General features: G+C 66.4%; 21 protein-coding genes. 9 read left to right on the forward strand and 12 right to left on the reverse strand.

What is annotated here, in order from left to right; all coding sequences use genetic code 11:
* Positions 1 to 23 precede the first annotated feature (23 nt).
* The 3 genes from AC4ELS_RS30135 to AC4ELS_RS30145 form a co-directional block, all read right to left on the reverse strand.
* Complete coding sequence (locus AC4ELS_RS30135; RefSeq protein ID WP_498887816.1) at positions 24 to 1,280, reverse strand: S1C family serine protease; 1,257 nt, start codon at positions 1,278 to 1,280, stop codon at positions 24 to 26.
* 490 nt (positions 1,281 to 1,770) lie between these two features.
* A complete protein-coding gene (locus AC4ELS_RS30140) occupies positions 1,771 to 2,181 on the reverse strand; it encodes a transglycosylase family protein (protein WP_064885250.1) in 411 nt (136 codons plus the stop codon).
* Between the two features lie 395 nt (positions 2,182 to 2,576).
* Positions 2,577 to 3,932 carry an alpha/beta hydrolase-fold protein gene (locus AC4ELS_RS30145; RefSeq protein WP_064958745.1) on the reverse strand — a complete coding sequence of 452 codons (1,356 nt, stop codon included), beginning with the start codon at positions 3,930 to 3,932 and terminating at the stop codon, positions 2,577 to 2,579.
* A 163-nt stretch (positions 3,933 to 4,095) separates the two neighbouring features.
* Between AC4ELS_RS30145 and AC4ELS_RS30150 the strand changes: the two genes are divergently transcribed.
* The 3 genes from AC4ELS_RS30150 to AC4ELS_RS30160 all read left to right on the forward strand — a co-directional run bounded on the left by AC4ELS_RS30150 (position 4,096) and on the right by AC4ELS_RS30160 (position 6,182).
* Entirely contained in the window at positions 4,096 to 5,112 is a 1,017-nt protein-coding gene (locus AC4ELS_RS30150; protein WP_499050616.1) for a TIGR03617 family F420-dependent LLM class oxidoreductase, read from the forward strand.
* A gap of 64 nt (positions 5,113 to 5,176) precedes the next feature.
* Positions 5,177 to 5,566, forward strand: a complete 390-nt coding sequence (locus AC4ELS_RS30155) for a TA system antitoxin ParD family protein (RefSeq protein ID WP_448448725.1) — start codon at positions 5,177 to 5,179, stop codon at positions 5,564 to 5,566.
* 37 nt (positions 5,567 to 5,603) lie between these two features.
* Entirely contained in the window at positions 5,604 to 6,182 is a 579-nt protein-coding gene (locus AC4ELS_RS30160; protein ID WP_498887717.1) for an ATPase, read from the forward strand.
* Positions 6,183 to 6,187: 5 nt separating this feature from the next.
* Here AC4ELS_RS30160 and AC4ELS_RS30165 read toward each other — a convergent pair whose 3' ends face one another.
* Genes AC4ELS_RS30165 through AC4ELS_RS30180 form a run of 4 tightly spaced genes read right to left on the reverse strand, consistent with a single transcriptional unit; the run spans position 6,188 to position 8,817 of the window.
* Positions 6,188 to 6,832 carry a histidine phosphatase family protein gene (locus tag AC4ELS_RS30165; RefSeq protein ID WP_499050619.1) on the reverse strand — a complete coding sequence of 215 codons (645 nt, stop codon included), beginning with the start codon at positions 6,830 to 6,832 and terminating at the stop codon, positions 6,188 to 6,190.
* A 34-nt stretch (positions 6,833 to 6,866) separates the two neighbouring features.
* Positions 6,867 to 7,223: a hypothetical protein gene (locus AC4ELS_RS30170; RefSeq protein ID WP_064958749.1), complete on the reverse strand. Its 357-nt coding sequence runs from the start codon at positions 7,221 to 7,223 to the stop codon at positions 6,867 to 6,869.
* Between the two features lie 9 nt (positions 7,224 to 7,232).
* Positions 7,233 to 7,958, reverse strand: a complete 726-nt coding sequence (gene scnC / locus AC4ELS_RS30175; RefSeq protein ID WP_064885263.1) for a thiocyanate hydrolase subunit gamma — start codon at positions 7,956 to 7,958, stop codon at positions 7,233 to 7,235.
* A 34-nt stretch (positions 7,959 to 7,992) separates the two neighbouring features.
* Positions 7,993 to 8,817: an SH3-like domain-containing protein gene (locus AC4ELS_RS30180; RefSeq protein WP_064885265.1), complete on the reverse strand. Its 825-nt coding sequence runs from the start codon at positions 8,815 to 8,817 to the stop codon at positions 7,993 to 7,995.
* 215 nt (positions 8,818 to 9,032) lie between these two features.
* Between AC4ELS_RS30180 and AC4ELS_RS30185 the strand changes: the two genes are divergently transcribed.
* Together AC4ELS_RS30185 and AC4ELS_RS30190 are read left to right on the forward strand one after the other, a co-directional pair.
* Positions 9,033 to 9,671, forward strand: coding sequence for an FKBP-type peptidyl-prolyl cis-trans isomerase (locus AC4ELS_RS30185; protein ID WP_499050623.1), 639 nt, complete (start codon positions 9,033 to 9,035; stop codon positions 9,669 to 9,671).
* A gap of 47 nt (positions 9,672 to 9,718) precedes the next feature.
* The gene (locus AC4ELS_RS30190) at positions 9,719 to 10,324 is read left to right on the forward strand and encodes a class I SAM-dependent methyltransferase (RefSeq protein ID WP_499050625.1); all 606 of its coding nucleotides are present in this window, start codon (positions 9,719 to 9,721) and stop codon (positions 10,322 to 10,324) included.
* On the opposite strand, the gene AC4ELS_RS30195 is transcribed toward AC4ELS_RS30190, so the two are convergent.
* Positions 10,321 to 11,115, reverse strand: coding sequence for a thioesterase family protein (locus AC4ELS_RS30195; RefSeq protein ID WP_463794267.1), 795 nt, complete (start codon positions 11,113 to 11,115; stop codon positions 10,321 to 10,323). The genes AC4ELS_RS30190 and AC4ELS_RS30195 overlap by 4 nt on opposite strands.
* Before the next feature lie 286 nt (positions 11,116 to 11,401).
* Here AC4ELS_RS30195 and AC4ELS_RS30200 point away from each other — a divergent pair, with 286 nt between their 5' ends.
* Together AC4ELS_RS30200 and AC4ELS_RS30205 are read left to right on the forward strand one after the other, a co-directional pair.
* Positions 11,402 to 11,818, forward strand: a complete 417-nt coding sequence (locus tag AC4ELS_RS30200; RefSeq protein WP_448448714.1) for a hypothetical protein — start codon at positions 11,402 to 11,404, stop codon at positions 11,816 to 11,818.
* A gap of 27 nt (positions 11,819 to 11,845) precedes the next feature.
* A complete protein-coding gene (locus AC4ELS_RS30205) occupies positions 11,846 to 13,207 on the forward strand; it encodes a TIGR01777 family oxidoreductase (RefSeq protein WP_499050627.1) in 1,362 nt (453 codons plus the stop codon).
* On the opposite strand, the gene AC4ELS_RS30210 is transcribed toward AC4ELS_RS30205, so the two are convergent.
* Positions 13,197 to 13,742 (reverse strand): hypothetical protein, encoded by a 546-nt coding sequence (locus AC4ELS_RS30210; protein WP_236734835.1) that lies wholly within the window; start codon positions 13,740 to 13,742, stop codon positions 13,197 to 13,199. The genes AC4ELS_RS30205 and AC4ELS_RS30210 overlap by 11 nt on opposite strands.
* 199 nt (positions 13,743 to 13,941) lie before the next feature.
* Here AC4ELS_RS30210 and AC4ELS_RS30215 point away from each other — a divergent pair, with 199 nt between their 5' ends.
* Positions 13,942 to 15,159 (forward strand): NAD(P)/FAD-dependent oxidoreductase, encoded by a 1,218-nt coding sequence (locus AC4ELS_RS30215; RefSeq protein WP_499050630.1) that lies wholly within the window; start codon positions 13,942 to 13,944, stop codon positions 15,157 to 15,159.
* A gap of 18 nt (positions 15,160 to 15,177) precedes the next feature.
* Here AC4ELS_RS30215 and AC4ELS_RS30220 read toward each other — a convergent pair whose 3' ends face one another.
* The 3 genes from AC4ELS_RS30220 to AC4ELS_RS30230 are packed head-to-tail and all read right to left on the reverse strand — an operon-like array spanning position 15,178 to position 18,132.
* Positions 15,178 to 16,545 (reverse strand): NAD(P)/FAD-dependent oxidoreductase, encoded by a 1,368-nt coding sequence (locus tag AC4ELS_RS30220; protein ID WP_064885277.1) that lies wholly within the window; start codon positions 16,543 to 16,545, stop codon positions 15,178 to 15,180.
* A 10-nt stretch (positions 16,546 to 16,555) separates the two neighbouring features.
* Positions 16,556 to 17,725 carry an RNA polymerase sigma factor gene (locus AC4ELS_RS30225; RefSeq protein WP_499050633.1) on the reverse strand — a complete coding sequence of 390 codons (1,170 nt, stop codon included), beginning with the start codon at positions 17,723 to 17,725 and terminating at the stop codon, positions 16,556 to 16,558.
* A complete protein-coding gene (locus AC4ELS_RS30230; protein WP_064934612.1) occupies positions 17,725 to 18,132 on the reverse strand; it encodes a YciI family protein in 408 nt (135 codons plus the stop codon). Before AC4ELS_RS30230 ends, AC4ELS_RS30225 begins: the two co-directional genes overlap by 1 nt.
* A gap of 232 nt (positions 18,133 to 18,364) precedes the next feature.
* On the opposite strand from AC4ELS_RS30230, the gene AC4ELS_RS30235 reads away from it, so the two are divergent.
* Entirely contained in the window at positions 18,365 to 18,601 is a 237-nt protein-coding gene (locus AC4ELS_RS30235) for a hypothetical protein (RefSeq protein WP_064885309.1), read from the forward strand.
* The last annotated feature ends 64 nt before the right edge of the window (positions 18,602 to 18,665 follow it).

An 18,665-nucleotide genomic window follows, 5' to 3' on the forward strand; every position in this document is an offset into this window, starting at 1 on the left:
GGGGCCCACTGACTGCTTCTGCGCTATGCCTGGACCTGCCCGAGGGTGACGTCGACGGTGCGCGAAGCGCCCGACGGGTCCTCGTAGGTCAGGGTCACGGTGTCCCCCGGCGCCTTGGATCGCACGGCAGCGACCAGGGCATCGGCACCGTCGATCACCTGATTGTCGACCTTGGTGATCACCGCACCATCGGGCAGACCGGCCACGGCTGCCGGACCCCCGGCGACCACACCGGCGACTGCTGCGCCGTTCGAATCGTTACCGGAGAGCTGGACACCCAGCGAGGCGTGCTGGACAGTTCCGGTCGAAACCAGTTCGTCGGCGATGCGTTTGGCCTGATCCACCGGGATCGCGAAGCCCAGACCGATCGAACCGGCCTGTCCACCGCCCTGCGAACCCTGGCCGCCGCCCAACGATGCGATCGCCGAGTTGACCCCGATCAGGTCACCGTTCATGTCGACCAGTGCACCGCCCGAGTTACCCGGATTGATCGCAGCGTCGGTCTGGATGGCGCTCATCACCGAGTGTTGGCCGCTCTGCTCATCGCCGGTGGCAACGGGACGATCGAGCGCGCTGATGATGCCGGTGGTCACCGTCCCCTGCAGGCCCAACGGCGAGCCCACGGCGACGACATTCTGCCCCACCTTCAGATCCTTCGAGGAACCGATGGCAATCGGCGTCAGCCCGGACACGTTCTGCGCTTTCACCACCGCGATGTCGTCGTCGGGGTCTGTCCCGACGACGGTGAACGGCACCGTGCGTCCATCCGACATGGTGACAGTCGCCCGCATCGCGCCACCGGCCCGACCAGAATTCCTGGCCGACGGTCCATCCGGCGAATACTGGTCGTCACCGGGGAACTGTCCACCCGGGTACATCCCACGCGGCAAGCCGGGGAATTGCCCGCCCGGCGACTCCTCGGCAGCCAACGGCCCCTGGCTACCGGTGCCGCGGGCGGCGGCCGCCACGACATGGTTGTTGGTGAGGATCAGGCCGTCCTCGCTGAGGACGATTCCGGATCCCTCCTCACGTCCCTGCCCGGTCTCTATCTGCAGCTTCACCACGCTGGGCAGCACCTTGGCGGAAACCTGTTCGACCGACCCGGCAGGTGCGGATGCCTTCGGCTGCACCGGAACGGATCCGGCGGCAGGCGATGGGATGCGGGCGTGGTCAGCGGCCGGCGCCTGCGCGACAGTCGCGGGCTTTCCGGACTGGTCCACCACGGCGACCGCTGCGACGGCACCGGTGGCCATCGCCACCGCGGCCGTGCCGGCAACCAGTACACCGACGCGGGACTTCTTCTTTGGCTGCGAAACGTCTTGCACCGGAGGGGCATCGAAACTGTTGGTCATCTCGGGATGCAGGCCATACGGCGGGGACGGATGCTGATATCCGGTCCGGCTCCACGGGCTTGAAGTTGTATTTCTTTGATCTGCCGCCTGTTTGGCGTCCCACTGAGGGTTACTACTCTGCGGTGACATCCCAGACCATTGATTCATTCGTGATGCTTCTTCCTTTGCGACACCGACATACATGCGCCGTGCCGGCGCCTACCTAGATGGTGCAGTGCGCTACTGAGGCTTTGCTGAGAGTTGGCTCGGTGCTGCCCAAGACTTTCTCGAAGCGTGAAAGCACTAGTGCCGCAGGAAGGCCCCCAGCCGAGCGGTGGCCAGCACCTGCTCGGCTTTGAATTGCTCGAATGCGCCGACTCGGGTGAACCCGATCCGGTCGGCGAGGCGGAGCGCCGCGAGATTTGCCCGGATATTGGCCTCAGCCCAGCGGATTGAGCACCAAGGTGCACAACCGCGGCAGGTTCCTCAGGGGGATCCAGACCATCACCTGACGACAGGCCCCCGAGGCCTGGCCGACCGGGCCGCCACACACCGGCCAGGCGCCAAGGCCTTGGGTCTGCATCACGTTGCGTGCCACCCGGATCTGCTCCTCGCGACTCGCCGCGGCGGGCGACCCGATTCCCCCGTTCGAGGACCATGTGGCCGGGGTGAACTGCAACCCTCCGTAGAAGCCGTTGCCGGTGTCCGCCGCCCAATTTCCGCCCGATTCGCACTGAGCCATCGCGTCCCAGTTCGGTTCGGCGCCGGCGTTCGGAACTGCGACGACTAATTGAGCCAGGGCGATCGCACCGACGAACCCGAATACGGTGACGACCTTGCGCACGCGCATGTCGATCCCTTCATGGCGGTGTGCACTGCGTGCACGCCGGTAATGGCGGGGCGACAGACCATTTTCAGCCCATCGTGATACAGAGTTTACCGATGGGGCGAAAGTAAAATACCCGTGCTAGAGAGTCTAATTATCTTCTTTGAGTTTATTTAATAGTTATGGGCCGTGTGTGGCCGATGGGAACAACCCGATCCCCCTTTCTGACCCTGAAACCGCAGTTCACACGCATCTCCGTGCAAGATCGGCAGCCCGCGCGGGTTCGCGTTCCGCCTCACAGAGTTGGCCATCGGCGGTGTGAAATTTGCAGCCCATTGTGAGTTCAGTTTCCAATGCGATAGCAGTGAAAGAATTGAATTCTGTTGCAAATGTGACTGATGGGATTGATGTGGCTGTTGTTACATCGCGGTGGCTGCGACGGCAGCAGGCCGCAGCCGGGCGATGATGCCGTCGAGGTCGACAGCGAACATGTCGGGGCGGAAGACGTGGCCCCCAGGCACCTCGTGCGCTTCGTACGGGATCCCGGCGTGGTCCAGCAGCCCCCGGAACTCGCGCTGGCCGGCGAGCACCTCCGTCTCGTTGGCGCTGTCGAACCAGTTGATCGGGTCCGGACTGGTGCCCGCGACGAGGAACACCCGCTTGTTGCGGTAGCTCTCGATCCGCTCGACCGGGTTGTCGGCGCTGACCCTGGCCTGGTCCCAGAGCGGCGCGCCGTACACCGTTCCACCGGCCAGATCCAGAACCGCCGACGTGATGTTCGCCCAGTGCACGACGAGGCCGAAATCGCGGCGCAGGCTCGCCGGGCCCGAATGGGCACTGACCGAGGCGAAGTGGCCGTAGTACTTGGCCGCGTACTTCAGCGCACCGAAGCCGCCCATCGAGAATCCGCCGACCGCTCGGCCGTCGTACTCGGCGTACGTCCGGAAGTTCGCCTCGATCCAGGGCAACAGCTGGGCGATGTGGAACGTCTCCCAGTTTCGCGGTCCCACGAATGAAGTGACCGGGTTGGAGTACCAGCCGGCATGCCCACCGTCGGGCATCACGACGATGATCGGCTTTCCGGCGGTCCAGTCACGGATGCCCATGAAGTCGAACGAGCGGAAATCGTCGTTGCCGCCGTGGAACATGTAGAGCACCGGATAGGTCCGCCCGCTGGTGTGGTAATCGTCGGGAAGCAGGACGTTGACGCCGGGGTTCCAACCGATGGCCGCGGTCTGGAATCGGTAGTACCACAGGCGAGGATCGTTCTCGTTGCGATCCACGATCCGCAGACCGAAGCCGTCGCCGCGCCCGGTGAATATCACCAGCGTCTGCCCGGGGCTGATCGCGCCGGGGTCGGAGATGCCGTTCACGCCGGCGATCGGTGGATAGAACGTAGCGTCCCCGTAGAAGCGTGATGCCAACGCCGACAACGTATCTCCCGGAGCAACCTGGTACTTCCTGAGTTCCGGGATGATCAGTTGCCGGCCGGGATCGATACCGGCATCCGGGGCGATGCCATTGGCGGCGGCGATCAACCGCGACAGATCGGCCTGCCCATAGAAGCGCGACGCCAGAGCAGGCAACGTATCCCCCGCGGCCACGGTGTATCGCGCATAGTCGGGAAAGAGCAGCCGTTGCCCCACTTGGATGACGTTGGGATCCGGCACCCCGCTGGCCGCGGCGATCAGTCGGTACCGCTCGGCATCCCCGTAGAACCGCAATGCCAACGCTGACAGCGTTTCCCCCGGCACCACCGTATGAATCCTGACCATGGTTCCCCTCCTTCAGTCGCAACTAGCTCTGGTCCTGGCGCTTGTCGTAACGACGCCGGTTGCCCTGATGTCAACAAGTCTAGGCCCGCGGCCGACAGCGTGAAATGGTTGACTTCTAAGGCATTACGAGTTCCCGGCACGCATACTCACGTACGCTGCCCACGTGTACGTCGACGTGATGACCGTTCCCCAGCCGCTGTCTCGAATAGGTGACCTTGCCCGCCGTACCAAGTCCGCCGGATTCTCCGGACTCCTGCTCACCGAGACGGGCCGGACCGCGTATCTCAACGCGGCAGTCGCCTCGCAGTCCGCACCGGGCCTAGAGCTGTCGACCGGTGTGGCCGTTGCCTTTCCGCGAAGCCCGTTTGTCACGGCGGCGTCGGCGTGGGAGCTCCAGGAAGCCACCGGCGGCAAATTCCGGCTCGGTATCGGAACCCAGGTACGCACGCATGTCGTGCGCCGCTACGGAATGGCCTTCGAACAGCCGGGTCCGCGCCTGCGCGACTACGTGTTGGCGGTCAAGGCATGCTTCGCTGCTTTCCGCACCGGCAAGCTCGAGCATCACGGCGAGTTCTACGATCTCGACTTCATCACTCCGCAGTGGAACCCCGGGCCGATCGATGCTCCCGATCCCAAAGTCGACATCGCCGCGGTGAATCCGTGGATGCTTCGCATGGCCGGTGAAGTCGCCGACGGCGTGCACGTCCATCCGATCGGTGAGCCCGGCTACATCGCGCGGCACGTACTTCCCAACCTGGCCGCCGGTGCGGCCAGGGCCGGCCGCTCCGCCGCCGACATCGCCAAGATCATCCCCGTCATGACGATCGTCGGCGACAGCGACGAGGAACGCGCCACCGAGCGCGAGTTCGTGCGGACCAGCATGAGCTTCTACGGGAGCACACCGAACTACGCCTTCATCTGGGACGAGGCCGGCTTCGAGGGCACGACCGCCCGACTTCGGGAGAAGCAGAAAGCCGGTGATATCGCCGGCATGGCAGCCCAGATCACCGATGAGCACATTGCCGCCTTCGCCACCGAATCCACGTGGGATGGACTGGCGGATGCGTTGACCGCCAAATACGGAGGAATCGCCACCCGCCTCGTGCTCTACAACGCGCTCAGCGGGCCCGGACGGCTCGAGCGGTACGGCGAGATCGCCAAGCGGTTGTCGGCAGGATGATGCGCCGAGCCAACCTCGTAGCACTCTGCTACGCTTGTTTCAGAGTGCTACCAAGGAGGTTCTCATGACCGAGACCGCAGATCGGGTGACGCGTTTCGCCGCAGACCTCGTCGACAGTGCGGCCGCAGAAGGTGCACGTCAGAGCCGGTCGGCCAAGCAGCAACTCGACCACTGGGCGCGGGTGGGTCGCGCTGTGTCGAGCCGGCACAGCGCCGCCCGTCGGAAGGTCGAGGCCGCCCTGGCGGGCGATATCCCGCTTCGGGAGCTGACCGCCGAAGAAGGCGCGGTGTTCGACGCCGAGATCGCGGCCTCCATCGAGGAGAGTTTGGCCCGCGCCGACTACGGTGCGACGCTGGCCGCCCGCGGCATCACCACGGTCGCGCTCGACGAGCATGGCGACATCGTGCAGTACCAACCGGACGGCAGCACCACGGTGCTGACGTCGCAGCAGTGATCCCGACTCACGCTGACCCGGGCCATACCGTCGCGCAGTGAAGCGTCTCGATCTCGTCGTCGGATGTAACGGCGCCGGCAAGTCCACCTTCGTCGAACTCACCCTCTCCCGTCTGCTTCCGGGCAGCCCCTTCGTCAACGCGGACGAGATCGCCAAGCGTCGCTGGCCCGCGGATCCGGCCCCGCACTCCTATGAGGCCGCGCTGGTCGCCGCCAAAACCCGGACCAAGCTCATCGAACTCGGCGAGTCCTTCATCGCCGAGACAGTGTTCTCCCATCCCTCCAAACTCGAACTCGTCGACGACGCGCAGGCCGCCGGGTACACCGTGATCCTGCATTGCATCCTGATACCCGAAGAACTGGCGGTGCAGCGAGTGCACCACCGCGTGCAGGCGGGCGGCCACCATGTCCCCGAGGCGAAGATTCGTGAACGCTACCAACGGCTTTGGGATCTCGTCGCAATCGCCGCGACGCGGGTGGACTCGGCAACGTTCTACGACAACAGCGCGGTCACCGGCCCGCGGATCGTCGCTCAGATCGCCGGCGGGTTCGTCGTCGGATCACCCATCTGGCCGACGTGGACGCCGCCGACGCTCAATGCCCGATGGAACCGGTAGCGACCTCAGCTCGAGTCCACGGCTGCGAGGTGCTGGGTTGCCGAGAGTTCCAGCACCTGGCGGTTATGAAAGCGGTCGTCCTCGTACAAAGTGGTGATGCTGCCTGCTTTCCCCGCGAAGTTGACGTAGCCGACCGACGCCAGGGGCATCTTGATCCACGCCGCGATCACGAACGTCAGCGCAAATCCGTGCGTGACGATCACCTGATGGCTCACGTCCGCGGCGGTGATCGCCTCCATGGCCGCATAGATCCGGCGTGCGAACTCCTCTTTGGTTTCTGCGCCTCGGAGGCCTTCGCTGTGGGCCAGCCGCTCGCCGCGCGCCGGCGGAGCGACGAACCGTTCATCGAGCCAGCGCTGCGGACGTCCTTCGGCTTCTCCGTATGACTTCTCCCGAAGTCGCGGATCCAAAACTTCGGCCGTGTGGAAGGTTTCGGCGATCACAGCGGCAGTTCGCTGCGCCCGCAGCAAGTCCGAGGACACGACTTTCACCGTGGTCGTCCCGGGAACTCGTGCCCGCAACGCCTCCGCGAGGGTGTGAGCGTCTCGCAATCCCTTCGCGGTCAAGTCCGAGTCGAACCATCCCCCGACCAGCCCATCGACGTGATGTGTGGCTTCGGGATGGGCGATCACATAGAGCTTCCGGCTCATCAGCCGACCGTATCGAAACGACCTACCGGCCGGCTCAGGCCCCCTCGAGGCGCGTCCGGACGTCGCGCATCCGCTGGGCCAGTGTCTCTTCATCGATGACATGTCTGGCCACCAGGGAATGCGTAAGTGCGACAAGCTGGTTCTCTGGATACGGCAGCGTCACGTAGACCTCTTGTACCAGCCGGTCCTCGTCGGTTCGACGAGTGAGCAGCGGCAGTGTGACCCCTTCGTGGTCAAGTGCGTCGCACATCCCGTCCAGACTCGACTTCCAGGGCGGAACCGGGTTGGAGACGCCATACTTCTGCGCCATGCGGGGCCACGACTGTCCCCGACCGACCAGCTGTTCCAGCGTCCGGACCCTCACTGCGGTGACGTCATCGTCGTCGGTCATGCGCTGCCCTCAGTACCCCTCAGCCGGGCGGACGGCAGGATGCACCGGCCGGGGCGCATTCACGGTCACCCCGGGCTTGGGTAGGGCGACACCGATCATGCAGTCGCGGGTGACGATCTCGGCAAGCTGCTCCTCGGTCCAGTCCTCGGTTCCGGCGGGCCGGACCGGCAGCACCAGGAATCGACGTTTGGAATTGGAATCCTCGACGCGGATTTCGACATCGTCGGGCAGGAAAAGCCCGAACTCACCGAGAACCTGACGGGGCCAACGCACAATTCGGCGTCGATAGTTGGGTGTCCGGTACCACTCGGGAGAATTCCCGAGCAACGGCCGCGGATAACACGAACACAATGTGCAGACGATCACGTGGTGCAAACTCGGCGTGTTCTCCAGTACTTCCAGAGCCGTGAAGTCACTGGGTGTACCGAAACCGGTCGGGTGCAACCAGTCGATCCCCACTTCCCGACTGGCGGCAATGGGATCCCTGAGCACCAGCTGCTTGTAGTCCGGATCGACCCATGCCTTCGCGACGAGTCGCGAGCCCGGTGCCGGGCCGATCTGCTCGACGAACTCGGTGTAGTGCCGGTGGTCTTCCGCGGTGAAGAGGCCCTTCTCGATCGCCAATTCGCGGAGCGCGATTTCCAGGACCTCGAAATCGGTCACTTCCTCGACCATCGGTGCCGCGTGCCGTTCCGGTGCTTCGTGATGCGTGTGCGCCGCGTCGTCGTGCGTCATGTCGGTTTCCTGTTCGTTCCGTCGAATGAGCGGTCTAACCGAGCGGCCGTAACCACAGTTCGGAGATCTCGGCCTGAAGGGTGTCGCCCTCGGCGCCCGCATACGGCTCCCACACGTCGGTCATGTTGAAGCGCACGATGTAGAACCACTGAGGCTTCTGCTCTTCACGGTCGAATGCCTCGTCCTCGGGAACCAGACTTTCGTAGGACACCTCGGCGATGGTCCCCGGTTTCCCGCGCAGGTACTCCTGGGTGCGCGTGTAGAAGATGGTCGGGAGATCCCGCACCTGCACCCGATCACCGACGGCGAATCGAGGAGCGCCGGCCTGGCCGGCGAACCGCTGGGGGTCGCCCTTGCCGAGCGCCTCGATGTGATGGCGGTTCCTGGAGACGGCCGCTGGATCGCCCACCCCGCGCGGTGCGGCCGACAGGGCGTCGGCAGCACCGGTGGCAACCCGTGCGCGCACCTCGTCGACGCGCTCGAGCAGCTCGCGAAGCGTGATGTGATCCTTCTCGACGAGGCACCGGGCGATAGCCCACACCCAACGTCCGTAATAGGGAAAGCCGTGATAGATCGTCCGGCCGACATCGACGTTTCCGAGCCGCCGTCGCTCTTCGGACGTCCAGATGCCGCGCCAGCCGAGAACCTCACACGTGACGAACGTATTGAGTTCCCACGCCTCTTCTTGCTTCTCCTCGAAGATCGCCGGCGCGTCGGGATCGCCGCCGACATCGTGCGGATTCTTCATGAAGGCGCTGAACAGAGTCCGATCGATCTGATCCGGATAGGGCCAGTCCTGCAACCGATGCAATGCCGGACGCAACTGGCTGACAAAATCGCCCATGGAATTGTTGGCCATAATCCGTGTCCTCAGATGGATAAACGGTCTGCCTGCGGCGACGCTATCACGGGCAAACGCCACCCGATGCCTATCGGAGAATCTTTGCTCCTCCCGGCAGCGGGTATTTGAATTTTCACGATGAAGACAGGATTGGGCGCGGGGACTTTGTCCACCGAGGCGTCGTCATGCGGCTATCGGCAGGCATAACCCCGCGCCGCTGTAGCGTGACGCGCATGAACTCCTTTCGTGTGCCTTCCACCGTTGCGCTCGTGGCCTGTGCCGCTTCGTTGACCATGACGCTTGCCGCATGCGGCTCCGACACGGACACTTCTGCGTCGTCGGCCTCGACGAGCACGCCCTCGGTCGCTGAGGTACTCACCCCCTCGATCGCCGAGACGGCAACCGAAGCCAGCACCTGTCCCACGGCAGCACCCCAGAACGCCGGCGCCCCCGAATGGACGGTGTCCGGGGCGACCGGCAGTGTCGCGGTGACCGGGTCCACCGACACGGCCGCACCTGTGGTGAAGGTGACCGGACCGTTCAGCGTGGCCGAAACCCAGGTACACACCCTGAAGGCGGGCGACGGGCCGGTCGTCGCACCCTCGGCGAACGTTTCGGTCTGCTACATGGGTGTCAACGGGCGCGACGGTTCGGTGTTCGACAGCAGCTACGAACGCGGCGAAGCGGTCGATTTCCCCCTCAACGGTGTCGTGCCCGGCTTCCAGAAGGCCATCTCCGGGCAGAAGGTCGGGTCCACGGTGGCCGTCGCGATGACCTCTGCCGACGGCTACCCGCAGGGACAGCCCGCCGCGGGTATCCAGCCGGGTGACTCGCTGATCTTCGCGATCAAGATCCTCGACGCCCAGGGCTGACTCACACCGCCCGGCCGGGGCCCGGGCAGGCTTGCGACAATGCCTCCATGGTCGAGCGCAGCATCTGGATGCAGAAGGTCGCAGCCGATCCCGGGCATTCGGATTGGTACGTCGAACGATTTCGTGCCATGGAGCGCGCCGGTCAGGACCTGGCAGGCGAGGCACGTCTGGTGGACGCGATGGCATCGCGTAATGCCCGCATCCTCGACGCCGGCTGCGGCCCCGGCCGGGTGGGTGGATACCTCGCCGAGGCCGGACATCAGGTGGTCGGCGTCGATGTCGACCCGGTACTGATCGAGGCGGCCGAGAACGACCATCCCGGTCCGCGTTGGCTCGTCGGCGATCTCGCCGAGCTCGACCTGCCGGCGCGCGGCATCGCCGACCCGTTCGACATCATCGTGTCGGCGGGCAACGTGATGACCTTCCTCGCCCCGAGCACCCGGGTTCAGGTTCTGACGCGGCTGCGCGCGCATCTCGCCGACGACGGCCGCGCGGTGATCGGATTCGGGGCAGGTCGCGACTACGAGTTCGGTCAGTTCTTCGACGATGTGGGGGCGGCCGGGTTCACCACCGACCTGTTGTTGTCCACCTGGGATCTCCGCCCGTTCACCGATGACTCGGACTTCCTGGTGGCCGTCCTGCGCCGCGGCTAGCCGGAACCGTTCGGGCTGAAGTTGAAATTAGCTATCGCAGTGGACAATCCGGTGCCGATCGGGCCCGACGTGTCGTACAGGCACGCGCTGGCGGTGGCCACGCCCTCGGCACTGGTGTGGGTCACCGCCGCCATGCCGATGTAGGGGCCCACCGGCAACCTGCTGAGGGCCAGTGTGTAGTCGGCGTTGATGAAAGCCAGACCGGCCGAACTGAAATTGCACATCGAACTGGTGACGTCGACCGCCAGCGCTGCGCGCACGAACGGCGTGAGCTCTTCGCCGTCGACCAGTTGACGGACTTCGCGCAGCCACGCGTACCGAGGCCCACACTGCTGCCACGGGAACCCCTCACCCGACCAGTCCGGGTCCGGTCCATGCGCCCGGATGAACATGGGCACGGTGTCGTCGAATTCCGCCGGTTCCACGGGTAACGGCGGAAGCTCGATCGCGGTGGTCCAGAAGTCGCCGTCCGGTTGGGCCCCGCGTCTCAGATACAGCGCCGAAGCCCGGGCCACCACGTCACCGTCCTGGGTCATCACCGCATCGACCGCTTGCATCCGCGAGCCCGCTCGCACCACCGACGCAGAGACACGAACCGCGGCGCTGGCGACCCGACGCAGTATCTCCACGGTGAATCGCGCCGGTTGCAGATCCGCGTCGCTGACGAGTTCTTCCACGGCCCGGGCCAGCAGACCGCCGACCACCTGACCGCCCAGCGTCGGCCCCCATCCCCCGTGGGCGATCTCGTTGGGCACGAACCCGTCGTCAGTGCTCACAAAGAACGGCGTCATCGCAGTGCGCTCCACACGTACACCTCTCGTCCGGCCATCCGACCGCTACGGACTCTATTACAGAGTTGACTACAGTTGGCATGACGATATGGGGCTGCCGGGTCAGAGGTCGAACACCGACCGCCGCCGAGTGGCCATACATGACACGCAGACCAGTGATTCGCGTGCCATAAGCGGCCGCCGGCATGAGGGACCAGGTCAGCCCTCGGCCACGAACCCAGGCCGGCTATTGCCACCACCGCCCCATCGTTCTACTATCGGTTGTAGTAGACGACTTGGGGGTCCTATGACGGCACCGACAATCGTTCAGACACAACGCTTTCTGCGCCTGACGGCCTACACGTTCCTGCTCGGCTGGGGCCTGCATGTGATCGACCACCTGCTCCGGGGAATGTCGGCGTCACCGATGTTCGTCATGGCCGGCGGCATGATTCAGGGCGTGATCGTCATCATCGCGATCGCCATGACCCTGCGCGGACATCCCCGGGCGCCCGACCTCGCGATCTTCACCGGTGTCGGCAGCGCCGTCATATTCACCTACGCACACCTGCTACCGAATTTCTGGCCGGACTTCCAGGACAGCTATCTCAGCGGTCCCCGCCTCAACGTCACCTGGTTCTCCTGGGTGACAGCACTTTCCGAGATCGGCACCGGCCTGTTGTTCGCCTACGCGGGTATGCGGGCCAAGCGGGCCGCGGCATAGGTGCGATTCTGCGGGTAACGTCGGCCGATGGGATTGGTGTACTCCAGCATCGTCGACGCCCCGCAGGAAGAAATCTTCGCCTGGCACGGCCGCCCCGGCGCGTTCGCCAGGCTGTCACCGCCGTGGCAAGCCATGACGCTCAGATCCGAGGCGACCTCGCTGCGTGACGGCCGCGCCGAACTCGCACTGCCCGGCGGTCTGCGGTGGGTGGCTCAGCACGAGGCTGACGGCTATGACCCACCCCGGCGCTTCGTCGACGAGATCGCCCGCGGCGGGCCCGCCTCGCTACCCGCGGCGTTGGCAGTGCGCTGGAAGCACATTCATGAATTCGACGCGGTCGATGCGACCCATACCCGGATGACCGACCGCGTCGAGACGCCGGTGCCTGGCCGTTTCCTTCGCCCGATGTTCGTCTACCGTCACCGCCAACTCGCCGACGACCTCGCCGCCCACCAAAGGGCCCACGCACAGAACCTGGCTCCGCTGACGATTGCCATTACCGGGGCGTCCGGACTGGTGGGGTCGGCGTTGACCGCTTTCCTGAGCACCGGCGGCCACCGGGTCATCCGGCTGGTGCGCCAACCAACAACCAAACCCGATGAGCGGCAATGGGACCCAGACAACCCTGACCCCCAGCTGTTCGACGGGGTGGACGCCGTCATCCACCTCGCCGGCGCGTCGATCGCAGGCCGGTTCACCGAAGGACACCGCCGCGCGATCCGCGACAGCCGCATCGGGCCCACCCGCCGGCTCGCGGAACTGATCGCCGACACCGACCCTGGTCCACAAGTGGTCGTCAGTGCCTCGGCGGTCGGTTTCTACGGATACGACCGCGGCGACGAGGTTCTCACCGAGGCCAGCGAGCGCGGCGACGGCTTCCTCGCCGATGTGGTGGCCGACTGGGAGGACGCCCTGGCCCCGGCGCAACGATCAGGCACCCGCGTGGTGCGCATCCGCACCGGAATCGTCCAGTCCCCGAGCGGCGGCACATTACGGCTGCTGCGTCCGCTGTTCGCCGCCGGACTCGGCGGCCGCATCGGCGACGGGCAACAGTGGTTGCCCTGGATCGGTATCGACGACCTGGTCGACATCTATCACCGCGCGTTGTGGGACGAGCAGCTGTCGGGCCCGGTCAACGCGGTGGCACCGGAGCCGGTGCGCAACGCCGAATACACCGACACGCTCGGCCACGTTCTGCGCCGACCGACGATTCTGCCGGTGCCCACCCTGGGACCACGGCTACTGCTGGGCGACCAAGGTGCCCGCGAACTCGCCTGCGCCAGCCAGCGGGCGGTTCCCGCGGCCCTGACGGCCGCCGACCACAGCTTCCGCCATCCGCGCCTGGAGCAGGCACTGGGCCACGTACTGGGACGCCCGGCTACGGCGTAGGAGCCGCCGGCGGCGCGGCCGGCCCCGGCGGCGCAGCAGGTTGGCGCCCGGGCGAGTTGTACTCGTATCCCGGCGGCGGTGGGCCGTTGAGCGAGTAGTACCCGGGTGGCAGCGCCGGGCCCGCGGGTGCGCTACCCGGAGCCGGAGCGGTGACCGGCGTCTCGGAGCCGGGAGCGTTGATCGACACGTAACCAGGCGGCAGCGGCGGCGCCGGGCCGGCGCCGGGAGGCGGTGCGACCCCTTCGGGTGCTCCCCCACCGCCCTGGAAGCCGCCCGGGTCATGGGCCTGATGCCAGAGATCCCTGAGCGTGCCGACCGGGCCGCCGCCGTACTGGCCCGAGCCGTACACCGGGTTGGCGATCTCGGGCACCTGCGGCGGACCGGCCGGTGCCGGCGGCGGGGGCGCTGCCAGGGCGGGATCCGCCGGTGCGGGCGCTGGATCAGGCACGACGGGGTCCGCTGCAGCCTGTCCTGCCGCGGCCAGCACGGCACCGACGGCGGTCAGTCCTGCGATCGCGAGCTTGGCCCCCTTGATGGCGAACGTGGCGCCGTGCGCTTCGGTCATCTATCCGGTGGTCCTCTCTCGATGCACCCGCCAAACTCCTTCGGGAGTCAGGGCGGTCCGTGCATCGTCGCATACCGCCTCGGTGGCGCGCTGGGTTGGAGCGCCGCCGGCAGGACTTCTTCGAGGCGTCCGGACGACCCCGGTGCGCCCCGCGTGGCAGGCTGAATCCGTGTCTCGGGTACTGGTCGTCGGATCGGGTTTCGCCGGGCTGTGGGCAGCGCTCGGGGCCGCCAGACGCCTCGACGAACTCGGAACGGCGGCACAGGGCGTGCAGATCACCGTGGTCAGTGAGCGTCCCTTTCACGACATTCGCGTGCGCAACTACGAGACCGATCTCGACGACTGCCGAATCCCTCTGCACAAGCTGCTGGATCCCGTCGGTGTGGATCACGTTGTCGCCGAGGTCACGGCAGTCGACGTCGAGGCCCGGAATGTCACCGCACTGCAGGATGGCCGAACACGCGTCATCGGCTATGACCGGCTGGTGCTGGCCGCCGGCAGCCGGGTCGCACGACCGAATGTTCCCGGGCTGGCCGAATTCGGTTTCGACGTCGATACATTCGACGGTGCCAGGCGCCTCGCCGATCACCTCGACACGTTGGCCGCCAATCCGCAGATCTCGGGCGCCGGCACGGTCGTCGTCGTCGGAGCGGGGCTCACCGGTATCGAGACCGCGTGCGAGCTGCCCTCACGGCTCTCCGCGCTGTTCGAAGGTCGCGTCACACCGAAGGTCGTGCTCGTCGATCACAACCCGCAGGTCGGCTCGGATATGGGCGACTCGGCGCGTCCGGTGATCGAAACCGCATTGTCCGACAACGGAGTTCAGGTGATGACCGGTGTCGGCGTGTCCGCTGTCGACATCGGTGCCGTTACCTTGTCGTCCGGCGCGGTGGTACCGGCGGCAACCGTGGTGTGGTGTGCGGGAATGCGGGCCAACCCATTGACGGCCCAACTGCCGGTGACGCTGGACCGGTTCGGTCGACTGCCCGTCGACGAGTACCTCCGCGTCGAGGGTGTGCCCGCGGTGTTCGCGGCCGGCGATGTGGCCGCCGCGCGGATCGACGACAGTCACCCGTCGGTGATGTCGTGCCAACACGGCAGGCCGATGGGGCGCTACGCCGGGTACAACGTGATCGGCGACCTCCTCGACCAACCCATGCGCGCGCTGCGAATCCCCTGGTATGTCACCGTTCTCGATCTCGGTCCGGCCGGCGCGGTCTACACCGAGGGCTGGGACCGACATGTCGTGGCAACCGGCACGGTGGCCAAGGCCACCAAGAAGACCATCAACACCGAACGGATCTACCCGCCGTTGACGGGCGATCGTCAGGCCCTGCTTGCAGCCGCCGCACCCGACCTTCAGACCAGGCCGGCCAAAGGCGGGTAACGCCCGCCCCGGCAGGTCCTAGCGGTCGTTTCCGTCCGGCGTCGTCTCGGCAGGCGGCGGTGTCAGCGCGTCCCACGTGGTCCACGTATAGCGCTGCTCGGGCAGGCCGGTCGCGCCGAGCATGAACGCCCGGTGCCCACGGTTCTCGCGGGCGATGGTGGTCAGCCAGGTGGTCACCGTGCTGACGCGGTTGCGTACGCCGGTGAGGAACGCGATATGGATGAAACCCCAAGCCAGCCAACCGAAAAAGCCGGCCAGCTTGACCGGGCCGACCTGCAGCAGTGCCTGTCGGCGCGCGATGTAGGCCGCCGAGCCGAGGTCTCGGTAGCGGAACGGCCGCCGGGGTTTTCCGGCGAGTTCCCGGCGGACACACGAGGCCACGTGGAGCCCGCCCTGCATCGCGTTCTCGGCGACGCCCGGCAGGTTCTCCCGGCCGGCCAGATCTCCGATCACGAAGATCTCAGGACGGCCGTCGATCGAAAGATCAGGCCCCACAGTGATTCTCCCACTGCGATCGGCCTCGACTTCCAGCACCTGGGCGAGGTGCCGGGCAAATGGCACGGCTTCGACCCCGGCCGTCCACAACACGGTTCGGGCCGCGTACTGCTCGTCGGGCCCACCGGACTTCGGGGTGACGGTCACCCCGTCCCGGTTGACGTCGGTCACGTGGACTCCCATGTGCAGTTCCACGCCCAGTTTCTGCAGCGACTTCGTCGCCTTCTCCCCCAGTTCGGAGCAGAAAGCCTTCAGCACCCGTTCCCCGCCGTCGAACAGCAGCACCCGGGCTTCCTTGGGCTCGATGCTGTGGAACTCGTGAGCCAAGGTGCGCGTGGCCATCTCGCGGATCTGCCCGGCCAGCTCGACCCCGGTCGGACCGCCGCCGGCGACAGCGAACGTGAGCCAACCGTCACGCTCGGGACCCGCTGGCAGTGTCTCGGCGATCTCGAAGGCCGTGAAAACCCGTTGCCGGATGTTGAGTGCGTCGTCGAGTGTCTTCATTCCGGGCGCCCACTCCGCGAAATGTTCTTTGCCGAAGTAGGACTGTTGCATGCCCGCGGCCACGACGAGGACGTCGTAGTCGAGGGTGAACGTCGTCTCATCCGGCCGGCGGGCCGTAACCCGGCGCAACTCGGGGTCGATGTCGATCGCGTCGCCGAGCAATGTGGTGACGTTGCGGTGACGCTCGAACTCCTCGCGCAGCGGTCGGCTGATCTGGCCGAAGCCCAAGGTCCCGGTGGCGCATTGGTAGAGCAGCGGCTGGAACAGGTGTCCCGCCGCCCGATCGAGCAGGGTCACGTCGACGTCGACTCCGCCCAATCGACGCGCACAGAACAGCCCGCCGAATCCCCCACCGATGATCAACACTCTCTTCCGACTGTTGCCCACAACTAGGAGGTTAACCGTCGTCGCCAGAAATGCGACCGTGCAGCACGGATGCGCGCAAGGTGAGGTGGTTGCGCTCGGCCAGCGAATGCGCCTCGGCCGCGGCCTGCACGTACAGCCGTGCCGCCGTTGAGATGTCCCCTGCCCGCTCGTGAAGGTAGGCCGCCGCAGCGGTGTGGCGCGGCAACGCCGGGTCCAGTTCGGCGAGCGCGGCCAGACCTGCCTGCGGCCCATCGGCTTCACCTAACGCGACTGCGCGGTTGAGGCGTACCACCGGGCTGTCGGTGAGTGCGACGAGTTCGTCGTACCATTCGACGATCTGCACCCAGTCTGTCTCCTCGGCGGACTGGGCGTCGGCGTGCAGCGCTGCCACCGCCGCCTGGGCCTGATACTCCCCGAGCCGGTCGCGTGCCAGGGCGGCTTGCAGGACGTACACGCCCTCGGTGATCAGATCGCGCCGCCACAACGTGCGGTCCTGCTCCGCGAGAGGAACCAGGGTCCCGTCGGACCGGGTACGCGCCGGGCGCCTGGCGTGGTGCAGCAAGAACAACGCCAGCAGACCGCCGACTTCCGGATCGTCGGTGGTTCGGGCCAGCTGACGGGCGAGCCTGATCGCCTCGGCTGCCAGGTCGACATCGCCGCTGTAGCCCTCGTTGAACACCAGATACAGCACCCGCAGCACGGTGCGCAGGTCGCCGGGACGATCCAGCCGAACGGCGGCCACGGTGCGCTTGGCACGGCTGATCCGTTGCGCCATCGTCGCTTCCGGCACCAGATAGGCCTGCGCGATCTGGCGGGTGGTCAGGCCTCCGACAGCCCGCAGGGTCAGGGCGACAGCGGCCGAGGAGGTCAGGTTCGTGTGCGCACACAGGAAGTAGAGCTGCAAGGTGTCGTCCACCGCGCCGGCCGGCCCGGCGGCCGGCTCCGCAGAAACCCTGGCCTCACGGTTGCGCCGAGAAGCATCGGATCGGGTGAGGTCGAGGAACCTGCGCCACGCCGTGGTGATCAACCAGCCCTTGGGATCGTCGGGCCGCCCGTGCGGCCAGGTCTCCCACGCCCGGACCAAGGCCTCCTGCACGGCGTCCTCTGCCGTCGCGAAGTCCGCACCACGGTGGACGAGGGCGGCCAGGACACCGGGCATCAGATCCCGGAGCCTGGCCTCGTCCACCGCACCGGGCGCCATCAGTCGGTGACAGTCGGTGGGGCGGTCAGGAACGGGCGCACCTCCAGCCACTCGTGGATGGGCCGCCCGCCCGCACCCGGTGCCGCGGACAGTTCTCCGGCCAATGCGACCGCGCGGTCGTAGGAATCGACGTCGACGACCATCCACCCTGCGATCAGGTCCTTGGTCTCGGCGAAGGGGCCGTCGGTCACCGGTGGCTTGCCCTCGCCGCCGTACTGGACCCACGTGCCTTCCGGGGCCAGGGCCTGGCTGTCGACGTACTCACCGCTGTCCTTGAGCCGATCCGCGAAATCGTTCATGTACTGGATGTGGGCTTGGATCTCGTCCGGGGTCCACTGGTCCATCGGAATGTCGTTGACCGACGCGGGGGCACCTCGGTAGTGCTTGAGGAACAGGTACTTGGCCATGGGATTCTCCCTTCGGATTCGCAACCCGGGTTGGTCGCTCACAACGGGGACGGAGCCGTCACGATGTTCTCGACATCGAGGCCCGAAATATTTCTGATCTCATGTCAGGCCACGTCACACGGGTCCAGGATGACCTATAGGCCCGTCGTCCGACCTCAGGTGCACAACCGATCAGTTCGATTGGCTAAGCTTCGACTATCCAAGTTCAGATTCGAGCACCGAGGTGGCATTCATGTTCCTGAGCAAGGCAGCCGTGGCGACCTTCGCGGCCGCAGGCCTGATCGGGGCCGCACTCGGCCTCGGCGTGGCCACCGCGAGCGCCGATCCCGATCCGAGCCTCCCGCCGCCGCCGAACGCGCCGAAGAAGCCGGCCGAGACGTGGCAGGGTCACCCGATGGTCTGGTGGAACCTGCCCGCGGGCGGTCACTGGGGTGTCTGGGTCAACGGCGACTTCCTTCCGTTCACCTGATCCCGCCGGGCCCGACGGCCCGATGACGTCGACGGGATCGGTTACGGTCGGTACGCCGATCGCC

The sequence above is a fragment of the Mycobacterium shunyiense genome, assembly GCF_058270035.1.

Coding starts and splice junctions, on each gene's coding strand:
- AC4ELS_RS30140 (WP_064885250.1), bottom strand. CDS start 2,181: ATGCGCGTGCGCAAGGTCGTCACCGTATTCGGGTTCGTCGGTGCGATC.
- AC4ELS_RS30145 (WP_064958745.1), bottom strand. CDS start 3,932: ATGGTCAGGATTCATACGGTGGTGCCGGGGGAAACGCTGTCAGCGTTG.
- AC4ELS_RS30155 (WP_448448725.1), top strand. CDS start 5,177: ATGACCGAGACCGCAGATCGGGTGACGCGTTTCGCCGCAGACCTCGTC.
- AC4ELS_RS30165 (WP_499050619.1), bottom strand. CDS start 6,832: ATGAGCCGGAAGCTCTATGTGATCGCCCATCCCGAAGCCACACATCAC.
- AC4ELS_RS30170 (WP_064958749.1), bottom strand. CDS start 7,223: ATGACCGACGACGATGACGTCACCGCAGTGAGGGTCCGGACGCTGGAA.
- scnC (WP_064885263.1), bottom strand. CDS start 7,958: ATGACGCACGACGACGCGGCGCACACGCATCACGAAGCACCGGAACGG.
- AC4ELS_RS30180 (WP_064885265.1), bottom strand. CDS start 8,817: ATGGCCAACAATTCCATGGGCGATTTTGTCAGCCAGTTGCGTCCGGCA.
- AC4ELS_RS30185 (WP_499050623.1), top strand. CDS start 9,033: ATGAACTCCTTTCGTGTGCCTTCCACCGTTGCGCTCGTGGCCTGTGCC.
- AC4ELS_RS30190 (WP_499050625.1), top strand. CDS start 9,719: ATGGTCGAGCGCAGCATCTGGATGCAGAAGGTCGCAGCCGATCCCGGG.
- AC4ELS_RS30195 (WP_463794267.1), bottom strand. CDS start 11,115: ATGACGCCGTTCTTTGTGAGCACTGACGACGGGTTCGTGCCCAACGAG.
- AC4ELS_RS30200 (WP_448448714.1), top strand. CDS start 11,402: ATGACGGCACCGACAATCGTTCAGACACAACGCTTTCTGCGCCTGACG.
- AC4ELS_RS30205 (WP_499050627.1), top strand. CDS start 11,846: ATGGGATTGGTGTACTCCAGCATCGTCGACGCCCCGCAGGAAGAAATC.
- AC4ELS_RS30225 (WP_499050633.1), bottom strand. CDS start 17,725: ATGGCGCCCGGTGCGGTGGACGAGGCCAGGCTCCGGGATCTGATGCCC.
- AC4ELS_RS30230 (WP_064934612.1), bottom strand. CDS start 18,132: ATGGCCAAGTACCTGTTCCTCAAGCACTACCGAGGTGCCCCCGCGTCG.
- AC4ELS_RS30235 (WP_064885309.1), top strand. CDS start 18,365: ATGTTCCTGAGCAAGGCAGCCGTGGCGACCTTCGCGGCCGCAGGCCTG.